Source organism: Meiothermus granaticius NBRC 107808 (assembly GCF_003574355.1).
In the GTDB taxonomy this organism is placed as follows: Bacteria; Deinococcota; Deinococci; order Deinococcales; family Thermaceae; genus Meiothermus; species Meiothermus granaticius.
On the sequence record NZ_QWLB01000028.1, the window covers coordinates 1 to 15,041 of the forward strand.

The 15,041-nt window shown below is 64.0% G+C and carries 18 protein-coding genes; 8 read left to right on the forward strand and 10 right to left on the reverse strand.

Annotated features, from left to right (window positions below; all coding sequences use genetic code 11):
• The first annotated feature begins 26 nt into the window (after positions 1 to 26).
• Genes Mgrana_RS10605 through Mgrana_RS10615 form a run of 3 tightly spaced genes read left to right on the forward strand, consistent with a single transcriptional unit; the run spans position 27 to position 2,762 of the window.
• Complete coding sequence (locus Mgrana_RS10605) at positions 27 to 1,445, forward strand: MFS transporter (protein WP_170146451.1); 1,419 nt, start codon at positions 27 to 29, stop codon at positions 1,443 to 1,445.
• Positions 1,446 to 1,473: 28 nt separating this feature from the next.
• Positions 1,474 to 2,223, forward strand: a complete 750-nt coding sequence (ubiE, locus tag Mgrana_RS10610; protein WP_119357586.1) for a bifunctional demethylmenaquinone methyltransferase/2-methoxy-6-polyprenyl-1,4-benzoquinol methylase UbiE — start codon at positions 1,474 to 1,476, stop codon at positions 2,221 to 2,223.
• Positions 2,220 to 2,762 carry a hypothetical protein gene (locus tag Mgrana_RS10615; protein WP_240631331.1) on the forward strand — a complete coding sequence of 181 codons (543 nt, stop codon included), beginning with the start codon at positions 2,220 to 2,222 and terminating at the stop codon, positions 2,760 to 2,762. Before ubiE ends, Mgrana_RS10615 begins: the two co-directional genes overlap by 4 nt.
• A 4-nt stretch (positions 2,763 to 2,766) precedes the next feature.
• Here the strand turns inward: Mgrana_RS10615 and Mgrana_RS10620 are convergent, their stop codons facing one another.
• From Mgrana_RS10620 to Mgrana_RS10630, 3 genes are all read right to left on the reverse strand, one after another.
• Entirely contained in the window at positions 2,767 to 3,330 is a 564-nt protein-coding gene (locus tag Mgrana_RS10620) for a 5-formyltetrahydrofolate cyclo-ligase (RefSeq protein WP_119357588.1), read from the reverse strand.
• An 82-nt stretch (positions 3,331 to 3,412) separates the two neighbouring features.
• Positions 3,413 to 4,006: an NAD(P)H-dependent oxidoreductase gene (locus Mgrana_RS10625; RefSeq protein WP_119357589.1), complete on the reverse strand. Its 594-nt coding sequence runs from the start codon at positions 4,004 to 4,006 to the stop codon at positions 3,413 to 3,415.
• A 54-nt stretch (positions 4,007 to 4,060) separates the two neighbouring features.
• The gene (locus Mgrana_RS10630; RefSeq protein WP_119357628.1) at positions 4,061 to 5,182 is read right to left on the reverse strand and encodes an acyl-CoA dehydrogenase family protein; all 1,122 of its coding nucleotides are present in this window, start codon (positions 5,180 to 5,182) and stop codon (positions 4,061 to 4,063) included.
• A 67-nt stretch (positions 5,183 to 5,249) separates the two neighbouring features.
• On the opposite strand from Mgrana_RS10630, the gene Mgrana_RS10635 reads away from it, so the two are divergent.
• Positions 5,250 to 6,032: a YdcF family protein gene (locus Mgrana_RS10635; RefSeq protein ID WP_240631332.1), complete on the forward strand. Its 783-nt coding sequence runs from the start codon at positions 5,250 to 5,252 to the stop codon at positions 6,030 to 6,032.
• Here the strand turns inward: Mgrana_RS10635 and cysK are convergent.
• Positions 6,029 to 6,961, reverse strand: a complete 933-nt coding sequence (cysK, locus tag Mgrana_RS10640) for a cysteine synthase A (RefSeq protein WP_119357630.1) — start codon at positions 6,959 to 6,961, stop codon at positions 6,029 to 6,031. The genes Mgrana_RS10635 and cysK overlap by 4 nt on opposite strands.
• A 95-nt stretch (positions 6,962 to 7,056) precedes the next feature.
• On the opposite strand from cysK, the gene Mgrana_RS10645 reads away from it, so the two are divergent.
• Positions 7,057 to 7,527: an FKBP-type peptidyl-prolyl cis-trans isomerase gene (locus tag Mgrana_RS10645; protein ID WP_119357590.1), complete on the forward strand. Its 471-nt coding sequence runs from the start codon at positions 7,057 to 7,059 to the stop codon at positions 7,525 to 7,527.
• An 8-nt stretch (positions 7,528 to 7,535) separates the two neighbouring features.
• On the opposite strand, the gene Mgrana_RS10650 is transcribed toward Mgrana_RS10645, so the two are convergent.
• The gene (locus tag Mgrana_RS10650; RefSeq protein ID WP_119357631.1) at positions 7,536 to 7,850 is read right to left on the reverse strand and encodes an FUN14 domain-containing protein; all 315 of its coding nucleotides are present in this window, start codon (positions 7,848 to 7,850) and stop codon (positions 7,536 to 7,538) included.
• 112 nt (positions 7,851 to 7,962) lie between these two features.
• On the opposite strand from Mgrana_RS10650, the gene Mgrana_RS10655 reads away from it, so the two are divergent.
• Positions 7,963 to 8,664 (forward strand): DUF4397 domain-containing protein, encoded by a 702-nt coding sequence (locus tag Mgrana_RS10655; RefSeq protein WP_170146453.1) that lies wholly within the window; start codon positions 7,963 to 7,965, stop codon positions 8,662 to 8,664.
• Positions 8,665 to 8,724: 60 nt separating this feature from the next.
• On the opposite strand, the gene Mgrana_RS10660 is transcribed toward Mgrana_RS10655, so the two are convergent.
• Entirely contained in the window at positions 8,725 to 9,573 is an 849-nt protein-coding gene (locus tag Mgrana_RS10660) for an SDR family oxidoreductase (protein ID WP_119357592.1), read from the reverse strand.
• 9 nt (positions 9,574 to 9,582) lie between these two features.
• Positions 9,583 to 10,227, reverse strand: coding sequence for a hypothetical protein (locus Mgrana_RS10665; RefSeq protein WP_119357593.1), 645 nt, complete (start codon positions 10,225 to 10,227; stop codon positions 9,583 to 9,585).
• A 68-nt stretch (positions 10,228 to 10,295) separates the two neighbouring features.
• On the opposite strand from Mgrana_RS10665, the gene Mgrana_RS10670 reads away from it, so the two are divergent.
• Positions 10,296 to 11,342, forward strand: a complete 1,047-nt coding sequence (locus Mgrana_RS10670; RefSeq protein ID WP_119357594.1) for a GGDEF domain-containing protein — start codon at positions 10,296 to 10,298, stop codon at positions 11,340 to 11,342.
• 28 nt (positions 11,343 to 11,370) lie between these two features.
• Here the strand turns inward: Mgrana_RS10670 and Mgrana_RS10675 are convergent, their stop codons facing one another.
• Entirely contained in the window at positions 11,371 to 11,772 is a 402-nt protein-coding gene (locus Mgrana_RS10675) for an NADH-quinone oxidoreductase subunit 15 (RefSeq protein ID WP_119357595.1), read from the reverse strand.
• 34 nt (positions 11,773 to 11,806) lie between these two features.
• Positions 11,807 to 12,442 (reverse strand): hypothetical protein, encoded by a 636-nt coding sequence (locus Mgrana_RS10680; protein ID WP_119357596.1) that lies wholly within the window; start codon positions 12,440 to 12,442, stop codon positions 11,807 to 11,809.
• A 54-nt stretch (positions 12,443 to 12,496) separates the two neighbouring features.
• Here Mgrana_RS10680 and Mgrana_RS10685 point away from each other — a divergent pair, with 54 nt between their 5' ends.
• Entirely contained in the window at positions 12,497 to 14,116 is a 1,620-nt protein-coding gene (locus Mgrana_RS10685) for a diguanylate cyclase (RefSeq protein WP_119357597.1), read from the forward strand.
• A gap of 3 nt (positions 14,117 to 14,119) precedes the next feature.
• Here the strand turns inward: Mgrana_RS10685 and era are convergent, their stop codons facing one another.
• Positions 14,120 to 15,034, reverse strand: a complete 915-nt coding sequence (gene era / locus Mgrana_RS10690) for a GTPase Era (protein ID WP_119357598.1) — start codon at positions 15,032 to 15,034, stop codon at positions 14,120 to 14,122.
• Positions 15,035 to 15,041 lie beyond the last annotated feature (7 nt).

Sequence of the window (15,041 nt, forward strand, 5' to 3'; positions counted from 1 at the left end):
CGGCGGTACTTGGGGCAGAAGACGATGTGGTACTTGGAAGAGTACACGATGTTTTTGTTTTGCTTGTATTGAACGGGGTAGCGCTTCACTGCGACTATTATACAGCAAAGAGCTATCTACGCCCACGTAGCGCTCTTTCAGAGCGCAAACCGCTCACCCCATGCCTGAAGGCAGGGGCTTGCGCGCTTTATTTGGTCAAGGGGGTTTCGGCCTCTGCCTCAGGGGTGACCATACTTCCTCTAACGCTGGGGGTGGTGGTGGGGGCGACCGGAAGCGGTATCCTCTCGGGCCGACTGGGGCGCTACAAAACCTTGCTGATTGTGGGCTCGGTGTGGTTGGTGGGGATTTTCCTGCTGTTGCACTTTCTGCTTCAGGTAGACACCCCACTTTGGTTCGCCATCCTGCTGTTCTTCTTGCTGGGGCTGGGGCTGGGTCCTTCCCAATCGCTGTTGCAGGTGGCCGCACAAAACAATGTGCCCATGCAGCGGATTGGCTCCGCCACCGCCTTCACCCAGTTTGTGCGGCAGATCGGCAGCACCATCGGGATTGCGCTGTTGGGGACCGTGCTTTCCAACAACCTGCACAACGCCACCTGTGCAGCCTTCCCACAAAGCCCCGACTGCCAGCCGGGGGCGGTGGTTCGCAACGCTGGAGCCCAACAAAACACCGATATTGACGCGGAATTTAAGCAACTAGAAACCCTGCTGGTGGCCGCACTCAAAGGGGACGAGGGCGCCTATGCGCAGCTTCAAGCCAACCCCACCATCCCCGCCGAGGTAAAGGCCAGGCTGATTAAGGGGGGAATCCCAGCCCAGTTCAAGCTCCTCGAGGAGCGGGCAGTGGCCGCTGCCAAGGGCGATGTGCAGGCCTACAATGAGCTGGTCAGCGACCCCTTGGTGCCGGCCGAATTCAAGAAACAGCTGGTCAAGGGGGGAATTCCCGCCCAAGTCCAGGCCCAGAACGCCCAGCTGCTGGCCACCCTCGAGAAGGCCCTAGGGGGGGATGCGGCAAGCAAACAAGCCCTGCTGGCCAATCCTCAGGTGCCCCAGCAGATCAAAGGCCTGCTACAAGGCCCCACCCCGCCCGCTCAGGCCATTCCCGGAATCCTGGCCGGGGTACAAAAGGGTCTACAGGCGGCTGAGCCGCAGATCGTGGCCCAAATTGAAGCCCAGGCCATCCCCCAGATCCAGAAGGGCATCGAGCAGGCCCAAGGCCCCGCCCTGGAAGCCGCTACCAGCGCAGCCGTCAAGGGCCTCGAGGAGACCAAGGTCAAGCTCAAGGGCGCCCTCGAGACCGGAATCACCAACGCCGAGCGCAATATCTTCCTCTACGCGGCGGTGTTCATCCTGATCTCGCTGATCTTCACCCTGCTGCTTCCCGACGAGGTGCTCCGGGGGGGAAGTGGGTTTGGAGCCCGGGGGGGCCAGCCCTCGGTCGCCCACTGAGGTTTTCCGTTTCTGGTACACTCATTCCGTGTCTGAGACCCCCCAGGACCGGGCCCAAAAAGTGCGGGAGATGTTTTCCCAGATTGCCCCGCGCTACGACCTGCTCAACCGGATACTCTCGGCGGGGGTAGACCGCCGCTGGCGAGCCGCAGCCGTGGCCGCAGCTCTGGAGCGCCGCCCCCACCGCATCCTGGACCTGGCCACCGGAACCGGCGACCTCGCGCTGCTGCTCAAGCAGCAGGCCCCCCAAGCCGAGGTGGTGGGGGCTGACTTCGCCCCCCCCATGCTCGAGCGGGCCCGGAGCAAGGCTCAAAAAGCCGGTCTGTCCATCCCCTTCATGGAGGCCGATGCCCTAGCCCTGCCCTTTCCCGAGGCCAGCTTTGAGGCCATTACCATCGCCTTCGGGTTTCGCAATTTTGCCGACTACAGCGGAGCCCTGCGGGAGTTGTACCGGGTACTGGTCGAGGGAGGCCGGCTGGTAATTTTGGAATTTCCCCCTCCCCCCCGGAGCAGCCTGGGGCTTCTGTATCGCTTTTACTTCACCCAGGTGTTGCCCCTGATCGGCGGGCTGATCTCTGGCAAGCCCTCGGCCTACCGCTACCTGCCGGACTCGGTGGAGCGCTTTCCGGAGCCCGAGGTTTTGGATACAATGATGCGTTCAGCCGGGTTTCGCACCCGCCACACCCTGCTCACCGGGGGCATCGTGGCTCTCCACCTTGGAGACAAGCCCACTGCGGAAGAGCGGCTCTCGGTCCTGCGCACTGGAGAATCCGCGTGATTGAAATAGACCCTCAGCGCCTCCTTCTGGAGGGCATGGAAAGCGGCAGCTTCCCCGACCTCGAGCCCCTGGCCTTGGCCAAGGAGTATGTGCTCGAGGCGGCCCAGGCCTCTCCCCAGTCGGGCGGGCTGTATGAAAACCCCATCGTGCGGCTGTGGCACAGCCCCGCCGGGCTCTTTTATGAGTTCAAAGAGTTCCCGGCCGCGTTCTACGCCCGGCTAGGGCCGGTGAGGGGTCAGTACCTCAGCCAGGAGGAAGCCCGGGAGCTGGTCTGGGAGGCCTTGGCCATGGCCGATAAAGAAGGGGCCGATCTCAACCTGTTTTACACCCCCCAGCTCATGCAAAGCGATGGGGACTTCTACATGGCCTATACCCTGGACGGCGAGCGCATTGAGCGGGGCCGGGCACGGTATGCCCTCCCCCTCTTCATGCGCTTGCAACACCCCGCGGGCTTGACCGTGCTGCTGCGGCTCGAGAGCGAGTTTATCGCCTTCAAGCTGCCCAAGGGCCAGCCGGTGCTGCAGGGATTAAAGGCCTAGGCCCTCAACCCACCGTCAGCACCTGGTGGGGGGTAGCGATCAAGCTCATGCGTCGCTCGGGCTCACACGGCAGTTCCTCGAACACCATCAGGGTGTGGGCCAGACAGGCCCAGGGGGCGGCCACCTCGAGGCCCCGGTAAGGGAAACCGTATCCCTTCCCGATCCAGCCCAGGGTTTCATCCACGGCCACAGCCCCCACCAACACCAGGTCTATGGCGGTCTCCGCCAAAAGCACCGGCTGGCCCAGCCGAGCCACGTCGCGCACCCGCTTGAGCTGGCTCGGGTGCAGCCCCTCGAGGCTCACGTACTGCCCAGCCTTGTCCGGGTGCGGCAGGATTACCCGTTTGCCCGATTTCATCGCGGCCTCGCGCAACGGCTTCAAGACCTGATCCGGCCCGGCCAGAAGGGTCTCGGCCTTGAGATAGACCGGATTCAACATCAACCGCTCGCTGGCCCGGCCCGCGCCCACAAAGTTGGGATGGTGGCCGTGGGGGGGGGTGGGGTAGGCCGCGGCGCGGGCTTGAGAAAGCGCATTCCAGACGAACTCTCTTACCTCACCTTGGGTCACAGACCTGAGTATAGAGCGCTCTTCCCATGTTTTGAGCCATCCGGCTCTCATACCGGACAGAACCATGTCCTTTTTGAAAGCCCTAGAAGTGCAGGGGCCTCAGCCGCTCGAGCCCGCTCAGGTATTGCCGGTACGCTTCCAGCGCCTCGCGGCGCTCGGCCTCGCTCATCTCCTGTGGGCCATACACAATGAACGGGGGCAGCACCTCGAGGCCGCAGTAGGCCAAAACCCCGTAGTGAATGGGTTCCAAAACCCGCAGCATTTCGCGCTGAGGGGCCGCATCGTAGTAGGGTTTGCGGGTCTGGGTGCTGGTCGCAAGCAGGGCCCGCTTACCCCGCAGCAGCCCGGTCTCAAAGCTGTGGGTCTCGTCGTAGGCAAAGCCATAGGCCAGGGTTCGGTCCAGCCAGCCCTTCATGATGGCGGGCATCCCATACCACCAGTCGGGGAATTGAAACAGCAGCAAATCAGCCCGCCGCACCTTGTCCATCTCCCCTCGAATGAGGTGGTGATCCCCCTCGAGCTCCTTCAGGCTCAGCACCGGATTGAAGCGCATGGTGTAGAGGTCGGAGAGCAGGATGCTGTGTCCGGCTCGGCTCAAGGCCCCTACCGCCGTCTCACGCAGGGCCGCGTGAAAGGAGTGAGGGTTGGGATGGGCGTAGATGATCAGGACGTTCACTGTCTATAGCTTAAGGGAAGCTCGAGCAATCTCTCCCCCGCTCCAGCCGTCTGGTCATTTGTAGAGCTCGCGGGCAATCACCAGCTTTTGAATCTCCGAGGTGCCCTCGTAGATCTCGGTAATCTTGGCGTCGCGGTAGTAGCGCTCAACCCGGTAATCCCGGTGGTAACCGTACCCCCCCAGGATCTGCACCGCCTCACGGGTCACGCTCACCGCAGCCTCCGAGGCAAACAGCTTGGCGGTGCTGGCCTCGAGAGTAAACCTCTCCCCCGAGTCCTTGCGCTCAGCCGCGGCCAGGGTAAGGGCACGGGCCGCAACAATCCGGGTATACATCTCCGCCAGCTTGAAGGAAACCCCTTGAAACTCGCGAATCTTACGGCCAAACTGCACGCGCTCATCCGCGTACTCTTTGGCGATCTCAAACGCCGCCCGGGCCATCCCCACCGCCTGGGCGGCGATCCCCACCCGTCCAGAATCGAGCCCGGCCAGGGCCTGGGCCAGCCCCCGCCCCTCCTGCCCCAGCAGGTTTTCCGCCGGGACAAACACCCCCTGAAACACCATCTCGCAGCTATGGGCGGCGTGCAGCCCCATCTTCTCCTCGGGTTTACCAAAGGAGAGGCCGGGGAAGTCCCGCTCTACGATGAAGCTGCTGATCCCCGCCTCCCCCTTGGCCATCACCGTGTAAACCTGGGCCTGTCCCCCTGAGGTCACCCAGGCCTTCACCCCGTCGAGCTGCCAGCCCCCCGGCACCTTCTTGGCGGAGAGCCGCATCGAGGCTGGGTCAGAGCCGGCGTGGGGTTCCGTGAGGCCAAAGGCCCCAATCCACTCGCCGCTGGCCAGCGGGACCAGGTATTTCTTCTTTTGCTCGAGGGTCCCGAACTTGTTCAGCATGTACTGGGGCAGCCCCGAGGTGACCGAGAGCAGCACCGCTACGCTGGGGTCGGCGGCGGCAATCTCCTCCATGGCCAGGGCCCAGGTCACCGAATCGAACCCCGAGCCCCCCCACTCCTCCGGGGTATTCATCCCCAGCAGGCCGAGCTTCCCGAGCTGACGGAGCTGGGGCCAGGGGTACTCCCCGCTGCGGTCGTACTCCGGGGCCAGTTCCCACAAGACCTCCCTCGAGACCTGCCGAACCATCTCCAGCACCAGCTTTTGGTCACTGGTAAGGGCTGCCATGAAATTCATTGTATTCCAGGGCTGGCGGAGAAAACACGTCATATCTTTAGCCTTTAGTATTGGAGGCGTGAGGCTCGCGCAACGGCTGGGCATCGCTGCTGGCATCAGCTTATTGCTGCTACCGATCGGGATTTTGCTAGACGACGGGCTTTCCAGCCGCTGGGTGTTCTTGCTCTGGTTGCTCGGTAGCCTGCTGGGGCTCACCGTCTGGAGCTTTCGGGTCTTGATCCTGGGGGCGGCCCTGGGGGCTTTGGGGGTCGCCGCGGTGTTGTTTACCCCGCTCCTACCGCGCCTAGCCCAAGCCTTGGTCGTGAGCGAGGCCCCACACCCCGCCGACCTGATCGTGGTTTTAGGAGGGGGGATGCAGTGCGGGAGCGGCAGCCTCGAGGCCTCCTCCCTGGCCCGGCTGGAGAAGGGGTTGGAGCTGTGGAAAGCCGGTTACGCTCCCAGGATCACGCTTTCGGATACGGTGGGGGAAATCTTCGGGGATGCCCGCTGCCCATCGTTAGGGCTCGAGGCGGCCCGGCGGGTCGAAGCCCTGTACGGCCCAGACGGCCCGGAAATCGTGATGCTGCCACAGATGCGCACCACCCACACCGAAGCCCTGGCCACGGCACAAGTGGCCCAGGCCAAAGGCTTCCACCGCCTTCTCCTGGTAACCACCCCCACCCACAGCCGACGCGCGCTCGCGGCGTTCCGGAAGCTTGGCCTGAACGTGACCAGCGTGCCCTCGAGCGAACCCCGCTTCGACATGACCCTGCGGCTGCCCATAGACCGGCTCCGGGCCTTGAGCGCGGTCTCGAGGGAATACCTGGGGTGGCTGATCTACCGGCTTCGGGGATGGGTTTAGGCCCCCGGCTCCCCTTCCGGCTCGGCAAAGAGCGCGGTGCTCAGGTATTTGGCCCCGGAGTCGGGGGCCAGCGTGACCACCCGCTTCCCCGGACCGAGCTCACGGGCAATCTGCAGGGCCCCCCAGATCATCCCTCCTGCGCTCATCCCCACAAACAGGCCCTCCTCTTTGGCCAAGCGCCGGGCCAACGGGAACCCATCCTCTTCGTAGATTTGCAGCACCCGGTCAAGCATGTGCACGTCCAAATTGGGAGGGATGAACCCTGGACCCATCCCCTGGAACTGATGCGAGCCGCTCTGCCCACCGGAGATCACATTGCTGCGGGCAGGCTCACAGGCCACCACGAGCACACCCGGCAGGCGTTCGCGCAGGTAGCGCCCCACCCCCATGATGGTGCCGCCGGTGCCGCTGCCATAGACGAACGCATCGATTCTCCCCCCCATTTGCTCGTAGATCTCTGGCCCCGTGGTCTCATAGTGGGCCCGGGCGTTGGCGGGATTATCGAACTGGTCGGGGAGATACGCCCCCCGCTCACCGGCGATGCGCACGGCCTCTTCCCGGGCCGCCAGCATCCGCCGGGCCGGATCGGTGAGGATGAGCTCAGCGCCGTAGGCCCGCAGGGTGCGCTTGCGCTCCTCGGACATCTGGGCGGGCATGGTCAGAATCAGCTTGTACCCTCTGCTGGCAGCCACCATGGCCAGTCCAATCCCGGTGTTGCCGCTGGTGGGCTCGACAAGGATCTGCCCCGAGCCGGGCTTCAAGAGGCCGCGCTCCTCGGCGTCTTTGATCAGATACCAGGCGGTGCGGTCTTTGATGCTGCCTCCAGGGTTGGCCCCCTCGAGCTTGACCCAAACCTCCGCCATCCCCGGCTCGACCACCTTATACAGGCGCACCATGGGGGTTTTGCCGATGACATTCTCGACGTGCATGAGGTACACGATACGCAAAGGCCGCAGGAGGGATTGTGCTTTGAGAAATCCCCTTCACCTTTCCTCAGGTATAGTGAGGCGCTTGGAGGTTCCCCATGAACGTAGCTAAAGACTCCGTGGTCCGCATTGACTACACCCTGCACGTGGAAAACGAACTGATTGATCAGGGGCAGCTCGAGTACCTGCATGGCCACAGGAACATCGTGGCGGGGCTCGAGGATGCCTTGGACGGTAAAGCCGTGGGGGACAAGGTCTCGGTCAGCGTACCGCCCGAGAAAGGCTACGGCCTTTACGATCCCGAAGGGGTACAGGTGCTGGAGCGCAGGGCCTTCCCCGCCGATGCCGAGTTGGAAGAAGGGGCCATGTTCTATGCCGAAGATCCCCAAGGAAACCCCATGCCTTTCACCATCCTGAACGTAGAAGGCAGCGAGGTAACGGTGGATTTCAACCACGCCCTAGCCGGGGAAACCCTCGAGTTCGAGGTGACCGTGACCGGGGTGCGCCCCGCTACCCCTGAGGAGCTGGCCCACGGCCACGTTCACGGCCCTGAGGGGCACGGGCACTGAGCTCGGGTTCAGCCCCGCCGCAAACCCAGCAATAACCCGGCCACAAAAGCCCCCCCAAAGGGCAGGTTGTTGGTGAGCAGGGCGATAAGGCCGTTCCAGAGGCTGCGCAGGTTTTCGTTTTGAAAGTAGGGCTCCACGTCGCGCTGGATGCGGGTCCAGTCTACGCTCAGGTAGCCCAGCGAGGCCAACACCTGCACCACGATGAAGATGATTCCCAAAAAGATCGCCACCCAGCGCCCTACGGTCTTGATGGCATAGCCGGTAGCAAAGCCCGCGACCCCACCAAAGGTGAGCTGGCCGATGTACGGCTGAATCCAGTCCACACCCGCCATAATGCCACGAAACCTTTAGGGTTATAGGAGAAAACCCCCGGCTTTAACCTCCTTCGCATAACTCTCAGACTCTTGGGTTAGAGTGCGGGCGCGGAGGTATCGCGTGTTCAGACCCATCGCTCTTCTCTCCATTGCCGCGCTCGCCCTGGCGGCCTGCGGATCCCTGGACTCCAGCAAGGCCAACATCCGGTTCGTCCATGCCTCACCCGACGCTGGGGCGGTAGACCTTTTCATCAACGGCACCAAAGCGGTCTCCGGGTATACCTACACTCAGTTCTCCGGGTACACCGGTTTCACCCAGGGAAATCTGGCGGTGAAGGTTTGCCCGGCCAGCAGCGCCACCACCCCCCCGGCCAGCTGCCCGATTGAAACCACCCTCACAGCCAACCCCGGCAAAAGCTACACCATTCTGGCGGTAGGGTCGCTGGCGGGAGGAAACCTGAGCGCCCTCATCGCCACCGATGACCTCACCGCCCCTTCAGTGGGGGGGCAGTTCAAGCTGCGGGTCATCCAGGCCAACCCGGTGAACACCCCGGTGGATGTCTACGTGACCGCCCCCACCACCGACCTCACCACCGTTAGCCCCGCTGTTCCCAGCCTGGCCTATCAAGGCATCACCACGCCCTATTTGGGGATTGCGGCGGGCTCCTATCGCTTTCGCGTCACCTCGGCCGGAACCCTGAACGTGCTGATTGATTCCGGGACCACGGGTTTTCCCCTTTCCAGCGGCAAAACCTACACCGCGGTGGTCGTTCCCCCGGTCGCAAACGTTACCAATGGGCTCATTTTGATGTCAGATAACTAGGGCCGGCTACGACCTGGGCGGGCTTCGGCCCGCCCTACGGCGTTTCCGCGCCCCCTTGCCTTATTTACGCCGCCGGGCGGCCTCGAGGGCATCCCACTGCTCCTGAGTCACCGCGTCCAGCACGTTGAACTCTCCCCCGTTCCAGGCAGTCTCCCCCCCGTCAATGGCCACCACATCCCCGGTGATGAACCCCGCCTGGTCCGAAATGAGGTAGGCTGCCAGGTTGGCCAGCTCAGCGGGGTCTCCGACCCGGCCCAGCGGGACGCGTTTTTCAAAGAGGGCTTGGATTTCAGGGGTAGGCATCAAGCGCGACCAGGCCCCTTCGGTGGGGAACGGCCCCGGTGCAATGGCGTTGAGCCGGATGCCGTATTTGCCCCACTCCGCCGCCAGCGATTTGGTCAGGGCCACCACCCCGGCCTTGGCGGCGGCTGAGGGCACCACGTACCCTGAGCCCGACTGGGCATAGGTGGTGGCAATGTTCAGGACGGTTCCCCGAATGCCCCGGGCGATCCAGCGCTTCCCCAGCTCGAGGGTGCAGTAAAACGTCCCGTGCAGCACAATCCCCAGCACCGCGTCCACCGCCCGGTGGGAGAGCCGTTCGGTAGGCGAGATGAAGTTTCCGGCGGCGTTGTTCACCAGCACATCCACCTGACCAAACCGCCCCTCCACCGCCTCGATCATCCGCTGCACCGCCTCAGGGTCGCGCACATCGCAAGGGGTGGGGTAGACCTCTCCCCCGGTCGCCTGCATCATCTCTTGGGCGGCCTGCTCTAGGGTCTCGGCCCGACGGCTGGTGATGGCCAGCTTAGCCCCTAGCTCGAGGAAGCGTGTCGCCATCGCCCGCCCCAGGCCTGTGCCGCCTCCTGTAACCAACACCACCTTGTCCTTCAACAGCCCAGGTTGAAACATGACCCCACTCTACCGCCGGGGATGGGCCCGGCGATACCACCCGCCCAGCAGCCCCAGGGCCAAGACCAGCAGCAACACCCGATCCCAGCGCAGGATGCGGTATTCAATGTGGTATGTCTTGGCGCCCATGGGGTGGATCCTCCAGGTGTAGGTGGTGCCCTCCACCCGGTCAGCGTTGTGGGCGCTGGCCCGTAGCGGGGTTTGGAGCGAGAGCGAGAGCTGGGGGAGCAGCGCCAGCGAAGCCAACGAGAAAACCTGCCCGGCAGGGGAAAATCCCCCAAGGGCGGGGTTGGGGGGGCCCAGGTTCACCTCGAGCCGGTAGGTCTCTAGCAGCCACCCCCCATGCCGGGTAAGGCTGAAGCGCTCGTCGGTAAAGGCCCCCGTTCCCAGGTTCAGGCCTCCTGAGCCCCACCCCGGCCCCTTAAGCGCGCGCCGGGCGCGGATCGCCCCGGCCTGGGGCTCGAGCGTCCAGCCCTGCCCCACCAACCGACCCACCCACCCCTGCAGGATCTCTTGGCCCTGGGGATTGCCCGGCTCGGGGGTAAGGGTGAGGATCTGCTCCACCCGGCCCACCCAGTCCACCTTGAGCTCGAGGTTGGCCTGGACGCAGCCGGTCAGGAACCCAAGGACCAGCAGCCCAAGCACCCTCAGCATGCCTCGAGTGTATCTCTATGGTCATTTGACAAGCCGCCCAGAAGCGTGGGGCTTAGACTGAGGCAAAGATGTTTGGGCTCAGCACCCACACCCTCGAGAACCACCGGCGTCGCATCATCCTGATCATGATGCCGGTAGGGGCCCTGGCTTGTCTGCTGGGGCGCGAGCTGAGCCATCAGCTCAACCTCTTCGACCTGGTGTTCGAGCCCCTGCTGGCCGCCCTACTGGGCCTTCTGACCCTGCTGATGGGGTTTCGCTGGGTCAGCCTGCGCTTTGTAGAGGCCGGGCTGGTCTGCATCGTCGCCCTATATCAGCTTCTTGGTTTGGCCTACTTCAGTGTAAAGGGGGACCTGTTTCAGGTGGGCCTCTCGGCCACCGCGATGTGGTTCCCGGTGCTGTATGCCCTGGCCTATCTGGTGATGAGCCCCGGAGGAGCCGCGGCGTTTTCGCTGGGATATTTCATCCTGGCGCTGTTGGCCCTTCCGCTAGGGTGGGCTTTCGGGCATCGCTTTAACGGAAGTGTGGTCAACTCGGTGGTGCAGTTTTATCTGGTCAATCTGGTCTACCTCGCCCTAATTGGATTTTATGCCCGCTACCAGCGCGAGCATGACCGGCTAAAGCGGCTGGCCCACAGCGACCCCTTGACCGGCCTGGCCAACCGCCGCCGGGCTGAGGAGCTGATCGCACTCGAGCTGATCCGGTCTACCCGCTATGGTCAGCCTTTCTCGGTGCTGGTTTTAGACCTTGACCACTTCAAGCAGGTCAACGACCGCTACGGCCATGCGGTAGGCGACCAGGTGCTGCGCGAGGTGGGGTTCCGGCTCTCCAAAGCCCTGCGCGAATCCGACGTACTGGCCCGCTGGGGCGGCGAGGAGTTCTTGGTCTTTGCCCCTAATACCGACCTGCAACAAGCTCAGGCCCTGGCCGAGCGCCTGAGCCAGGCCCTGTCCAGCAAAGCGCTGTGGAACGATCTCACGGTCTCAGCCAGCATCGGCGTGGCCACCGCCCAGCCCGGAGATACGGTGGAGGAGTTGGTGTCTAGGGCCGACCGGGCCATGTATGAGGCCAAGGCCCAGGGCCGCAACCGGATCGCGCTGCAATCCGTAGGGGGTTGAGGCCCAAAGCAGCCCCCAGGGCTGGGGTTCAGGCTCGAGCCAAGGCGTTTTTGGCCCGCTCCGCCATGCTGTACAGCCGCTCTTTGGTCAGGGGAATTTTGCCCTCCAGGGCCAACCCCTTGCCCTCCTCCCAATGGGCGTGGTAGTGGATATGCCCACCCGGAACCCGGAACGATACGTGCTTGAGCTCAGCGTGGCGCGGCGAGACCGAGGCCAAAAAGAAGGGCTCGCCTCGAGCGTCCGAAAGCGAGGCCGCCATCACCGTGGTGGGGATCTCGTAGGGACGCTCCATTCGGTAGATGAAGTCCGGGAAATCCGATTCCTTGGTGAACTGCACCCCGTGTTCGGCGGCGTACTCCTTCATCCAGTCCAGCACCTGAACCCAGGCTTGGTACAGCATCTCATCGTGGTGGTCGTGAGCGGCGCTCATAAGCGATAGTCTACCGGAAACGCCCAGGGTGGGGTTACAGCCCGAACCAGGTGAACGGATAATAGGCCTCGAGCTCGGCCTTAAAGGGCTGCACCAGCCGGACATTGGCAGGCGGGGCCTGGGGTTTTTGCAAGGCCACCTGAGGATTGAAGTTGCGGGAGTTAATCTGCCGCAGAATCTCCGCGGGGTCCAGCTTGGGAAGGCCCAGCCCCAGCGCCGCGTACACCTGTCCCCGCACCCAAGCGTACTCTTGGGCCGAGAAGCCCTGGTTGTTCAGGGCCGCCACCTGGATTCGCTTGGCGTCTACGATCAGCGAACCGGACTCGCGGAACAAATCCAAGGCTTTGCGGTAGTCCAGGCTGCTCGAGCCGCCCTGGCTCTGGGCGAGCTGGTTGAAGCGGGCCTCGAGCCCCGACCAACGCGCTCCGAGTTGTTCCTTGACCGCACGTTGCACCCGGATCAGGCGCTCTACCTGGGCTTGGGTGAGCTGGCCGTTCGGGGGCGCGGTATAGGGGTTTTGTCGCTTAACGCCTTGATCGAGGGTGATCACCTGGCGGAAGTCGCTCAGCAGGGCCTGAGCCGGGCGAACGATCCAGGTATACGCGGCCCACCCTCCCAGCAAGAGCAGCACCAAGAACCCCAAACAGCCTATTGTGAGCCAACGGGCCATACCTCTAGAATGGCATAGATCAACCGGCAAGACCACATCTAGGACCCTCAGAGCATGGACGCCACCGCCCTAGACCCCCACACCCCACTGGTCTCCGCCCAGCAGGCCCTCGAGGTCGCGCAATCCAGCGGAGACCCCGCCCGCCTGGGCAAAGCCCACAACCAACTGGCTCAGGTACAAGCCCTCCAGGGAGAGTTCGTGCAAGCCCTGGGCAACTACCTGGCGGGGCTGGAGCAGAGCCGCCAGGCCGGGCACAAAGGCCTCGAGGCCTTTGCCCTGGCAGGCATCGCCACGCTGCAACAGAGTCTGGGCAACTCCCAAGAGGCTGCCAAATACTTCCTGCGGGCGCTGGCCTTGGAGCGCGAAGGCGGGGATCGAGCCAGGGTAGCCCGGCTGCTCAACTGTCTGGGACAGGTCTACCTAGAGACTGGGGACCTGGCCGGAGCCGCCCAGCTCCACCGCGAAGCCCTGGAGATTGCCCGTGAAATTCCAGACCGGCCCGGGGAAGCCTCGGCCCTCAGCCACCTGGGGGTGGTGTATGGACGGCTGGGCCGTCACCTCGAGGCCATCCAGTTTCACCGCCAAGCCTTGGAGATCGCGAGCGGGTTGGGGCAGCCCCAAACCCAAGCCCTGGTGCTGGGCCATCTGGGGTCTGCCCTGGCGGCCCAGGGCGATCTGAAGGAGGCCCTGGAGCTGCATTCGCAGGCCCTCGAGCTGTACCGGACCCTGGGCCAGCGGCCCGGTGAGGCCGACGCGCTGCTGCGGGTGGGGATGGTGCTGCGCGGTTTGGGCCAGTCCGAGGCTGCCCTCCAGACCCTGGGGGCGGCGCGATCCATCGCCCAGGAGCTGGGGGCCAAGCGCACCCTGGTCGAGGTGTACCAAGCCCTCTCCACCACCTACGAGGCCGCCGGTGACCCAGCCAGCGCGCTGGAGCACCTGAAAACCGCCACCGAGCTCGAGCGCCGCCTGTTCCAAGAACAAGGAGCCCAGCGCACCGCCGCCCTGCTGGCGGGGTTCCAGATCGAGAAGGTGCGCCAGGAGGCCGAGTTTGAGCGCATCAAAAGCGCTGCTTTGGCCGAGGCCCTGGAAAAGGCCCAGGCCGCTGAGCAGGCCGCCCGGCAGGCCGAGAGCGAGCAGACCCGTCTTCTGGAACGCACCCGGCAGCAGGCCGAAGAGCTCGAGCGCCTGGCCCGGCAAGACCCCCTGACCCGCTTGCACAACCGGCGCTACCTCGAGGAAAACCTCGAGCGCGAGTTCGCGGCCAGCCGCCGTTACCGCTTCCCCCTGGCGGTGGCTCTGCTGGACATTGACAACTTCAAGCACATCAACGACCGCTTCTCCCACGCTGTTGGCGATGATGTGCTGCGGTTGTTGGGCCAGCTCCTGGAAAACAGCCGCCGCGAGACCGATTTCGTAGCCCGCTATGGCGGCGAGGAGTTCGTTTTGGTCTTCCCCCAGACCGACCAGGCCGGAGCCCGGATCGCCTGCGAGCGGTTGCGCAGCAAGATCGAACGCTTTGGCTGGCAAACCATTCACCCTGATCTTCAGGTGACGGTGAGCATCGGCCTGAGCGATGACCCTCAGGCCGCCAACCACGAGAAGCTGCTGGCCCTGGCCGACGAACAGCTCTACGCGGCCAAACGGGCCGGGAAAAACCGGGTCAAGCCCGAGTAAAGCCTATTCATACCCCAGCTCCCGCAGGGCCTCTGGGTCTTTGCGCCAGTTGGGATACACCTTAACCTGAAGCTCCAGGTAGACCTTTTTACCCAGGAATACCTCGAGCTGCTTTCGGGCGGCAGCCCCGATCTCCTTGAGCATCCGCCCATCCGAGCCGATCACAATGGGCCGATGCCCCTCGCGCTCCACATAGATATAAACCAGGATGTAGAACAGGCCCTCACCCCCACCGGCCGGGGGTGGGCGCAGGGTAAACTCCTCGGTTTTGGTGGCGATGGCGTAGGGCACCTCTTCCTTGAGGCGCTTCATGGCCTCTTCGCGCACAATCTCAGCGGCCCACTCCTCGGGGGTTTGGTCCGCCCGGGCGTGGTTCTCAGGGAAGAAAAAGGGACCCTCGGGGAGCAGGGCCAGGATCTCCTCGCGCAGATCCGCCACATCCCGTTCGTTCTGGGCGGAGAGGCTGCGGGTTTGCAGGCCAGGCAATAGCTCGCGGTAGGCCTCTAAGGCGGCCTCCGGGCGCTTGGCCGCATCCACTTTGTTGCCCACGAGAATCACCGGCACCCGCTCCTTAAGCGGCTTGAGCGCCCGGGCCACCCGCTCGTCCTCTTGGGTGGGGGGATGGCGCAGATCCACCACCCACAGCACCAGGTTCACATCGGCCAGGGCCTCGGTGATCTGGCGAATCATGTACTCCCCCATGGCGTCTTCAGCCGCGTGCCAACCTGGGGTATCCACGAACACAATCTGGCGGTTGCCCTCGGTGAACACCCCCCGCAGGCGCTTGCGGGTGGTTTGGGGCTTGGGGCTGATGGGGGCTGCTTTTACCCCAAGCAGGGCATTGAGCAGGGTGGATTTGCCCACGTTGGGCTTCCCCACCAGGGCCACGAAGCCGGAATAGGTGGTTGGTTCGCTCACGCCTTCA

Coding starts and splice junctions, on each gene's coding strand:
- Mgrana_RS10630 (WP_119357628.1), bottom strand. CDS start 5,182: ATGGCAGCCCTTACCAGTGACCAAAAGCTGGTGCTGGAGATGGTTCGG.
- cysK (WP_119357630.1), bottom strand. CDS start 6,961: ATGCACGTCGAGAATGTCATCGGCAAAACCCCCATGGTGCGCCTGTAT.
- Mgrana_RS10645 (WP_119357590.1), top strand. CDS start 7,057: ATGAACGTAGCTAAAGACTCCGTGGTCCGCATTGACTACACCCTGCAC.
- Mgrana_RS10660 (WP_119357592.1), bottom strand. CDS start 9,573: ATGTTTCAACCTGGGCTGTTGAAGGACAAGGTGGTGTTGGTTACAGGA.
- Mgrana_RS10665 (WP_119357593.1), bottom strand. CDS start 10,227: ATGCTGAGGGTGCTTGGGCTGCTGGTCCTTGGGTTCCTGACCGGCTGC.
- Mgrana_RS10670 (WP_119357594.1), top strand. CDS start 10,296: ATGTTTGGGCTCAGCACCCACACCCTCGAGAACCACCGGCGTCGCATC.
- Mgrana_RS10675 (WP_119357595.1), bottom strand. CDS start 11,772: ATGAGCGCCGCTCACGACCACCACGATGAGATGCTGTACCAAGCCTGG.
- Mgrana_RS10680 (WP_119357596.1), bottom strand. CDS start 12,442: ATGGCCCGTTGGCTCACAATAGGCTGTTTGGGGTTCTTGGTGCTGCTC.
- Mgrana_RS10685 (WP_119357597.1), top strand. CDS start 12,497: ATGGACGCCACCGCCCTAGACCCCCACACCCCACTGGTCTCCGCCCAG.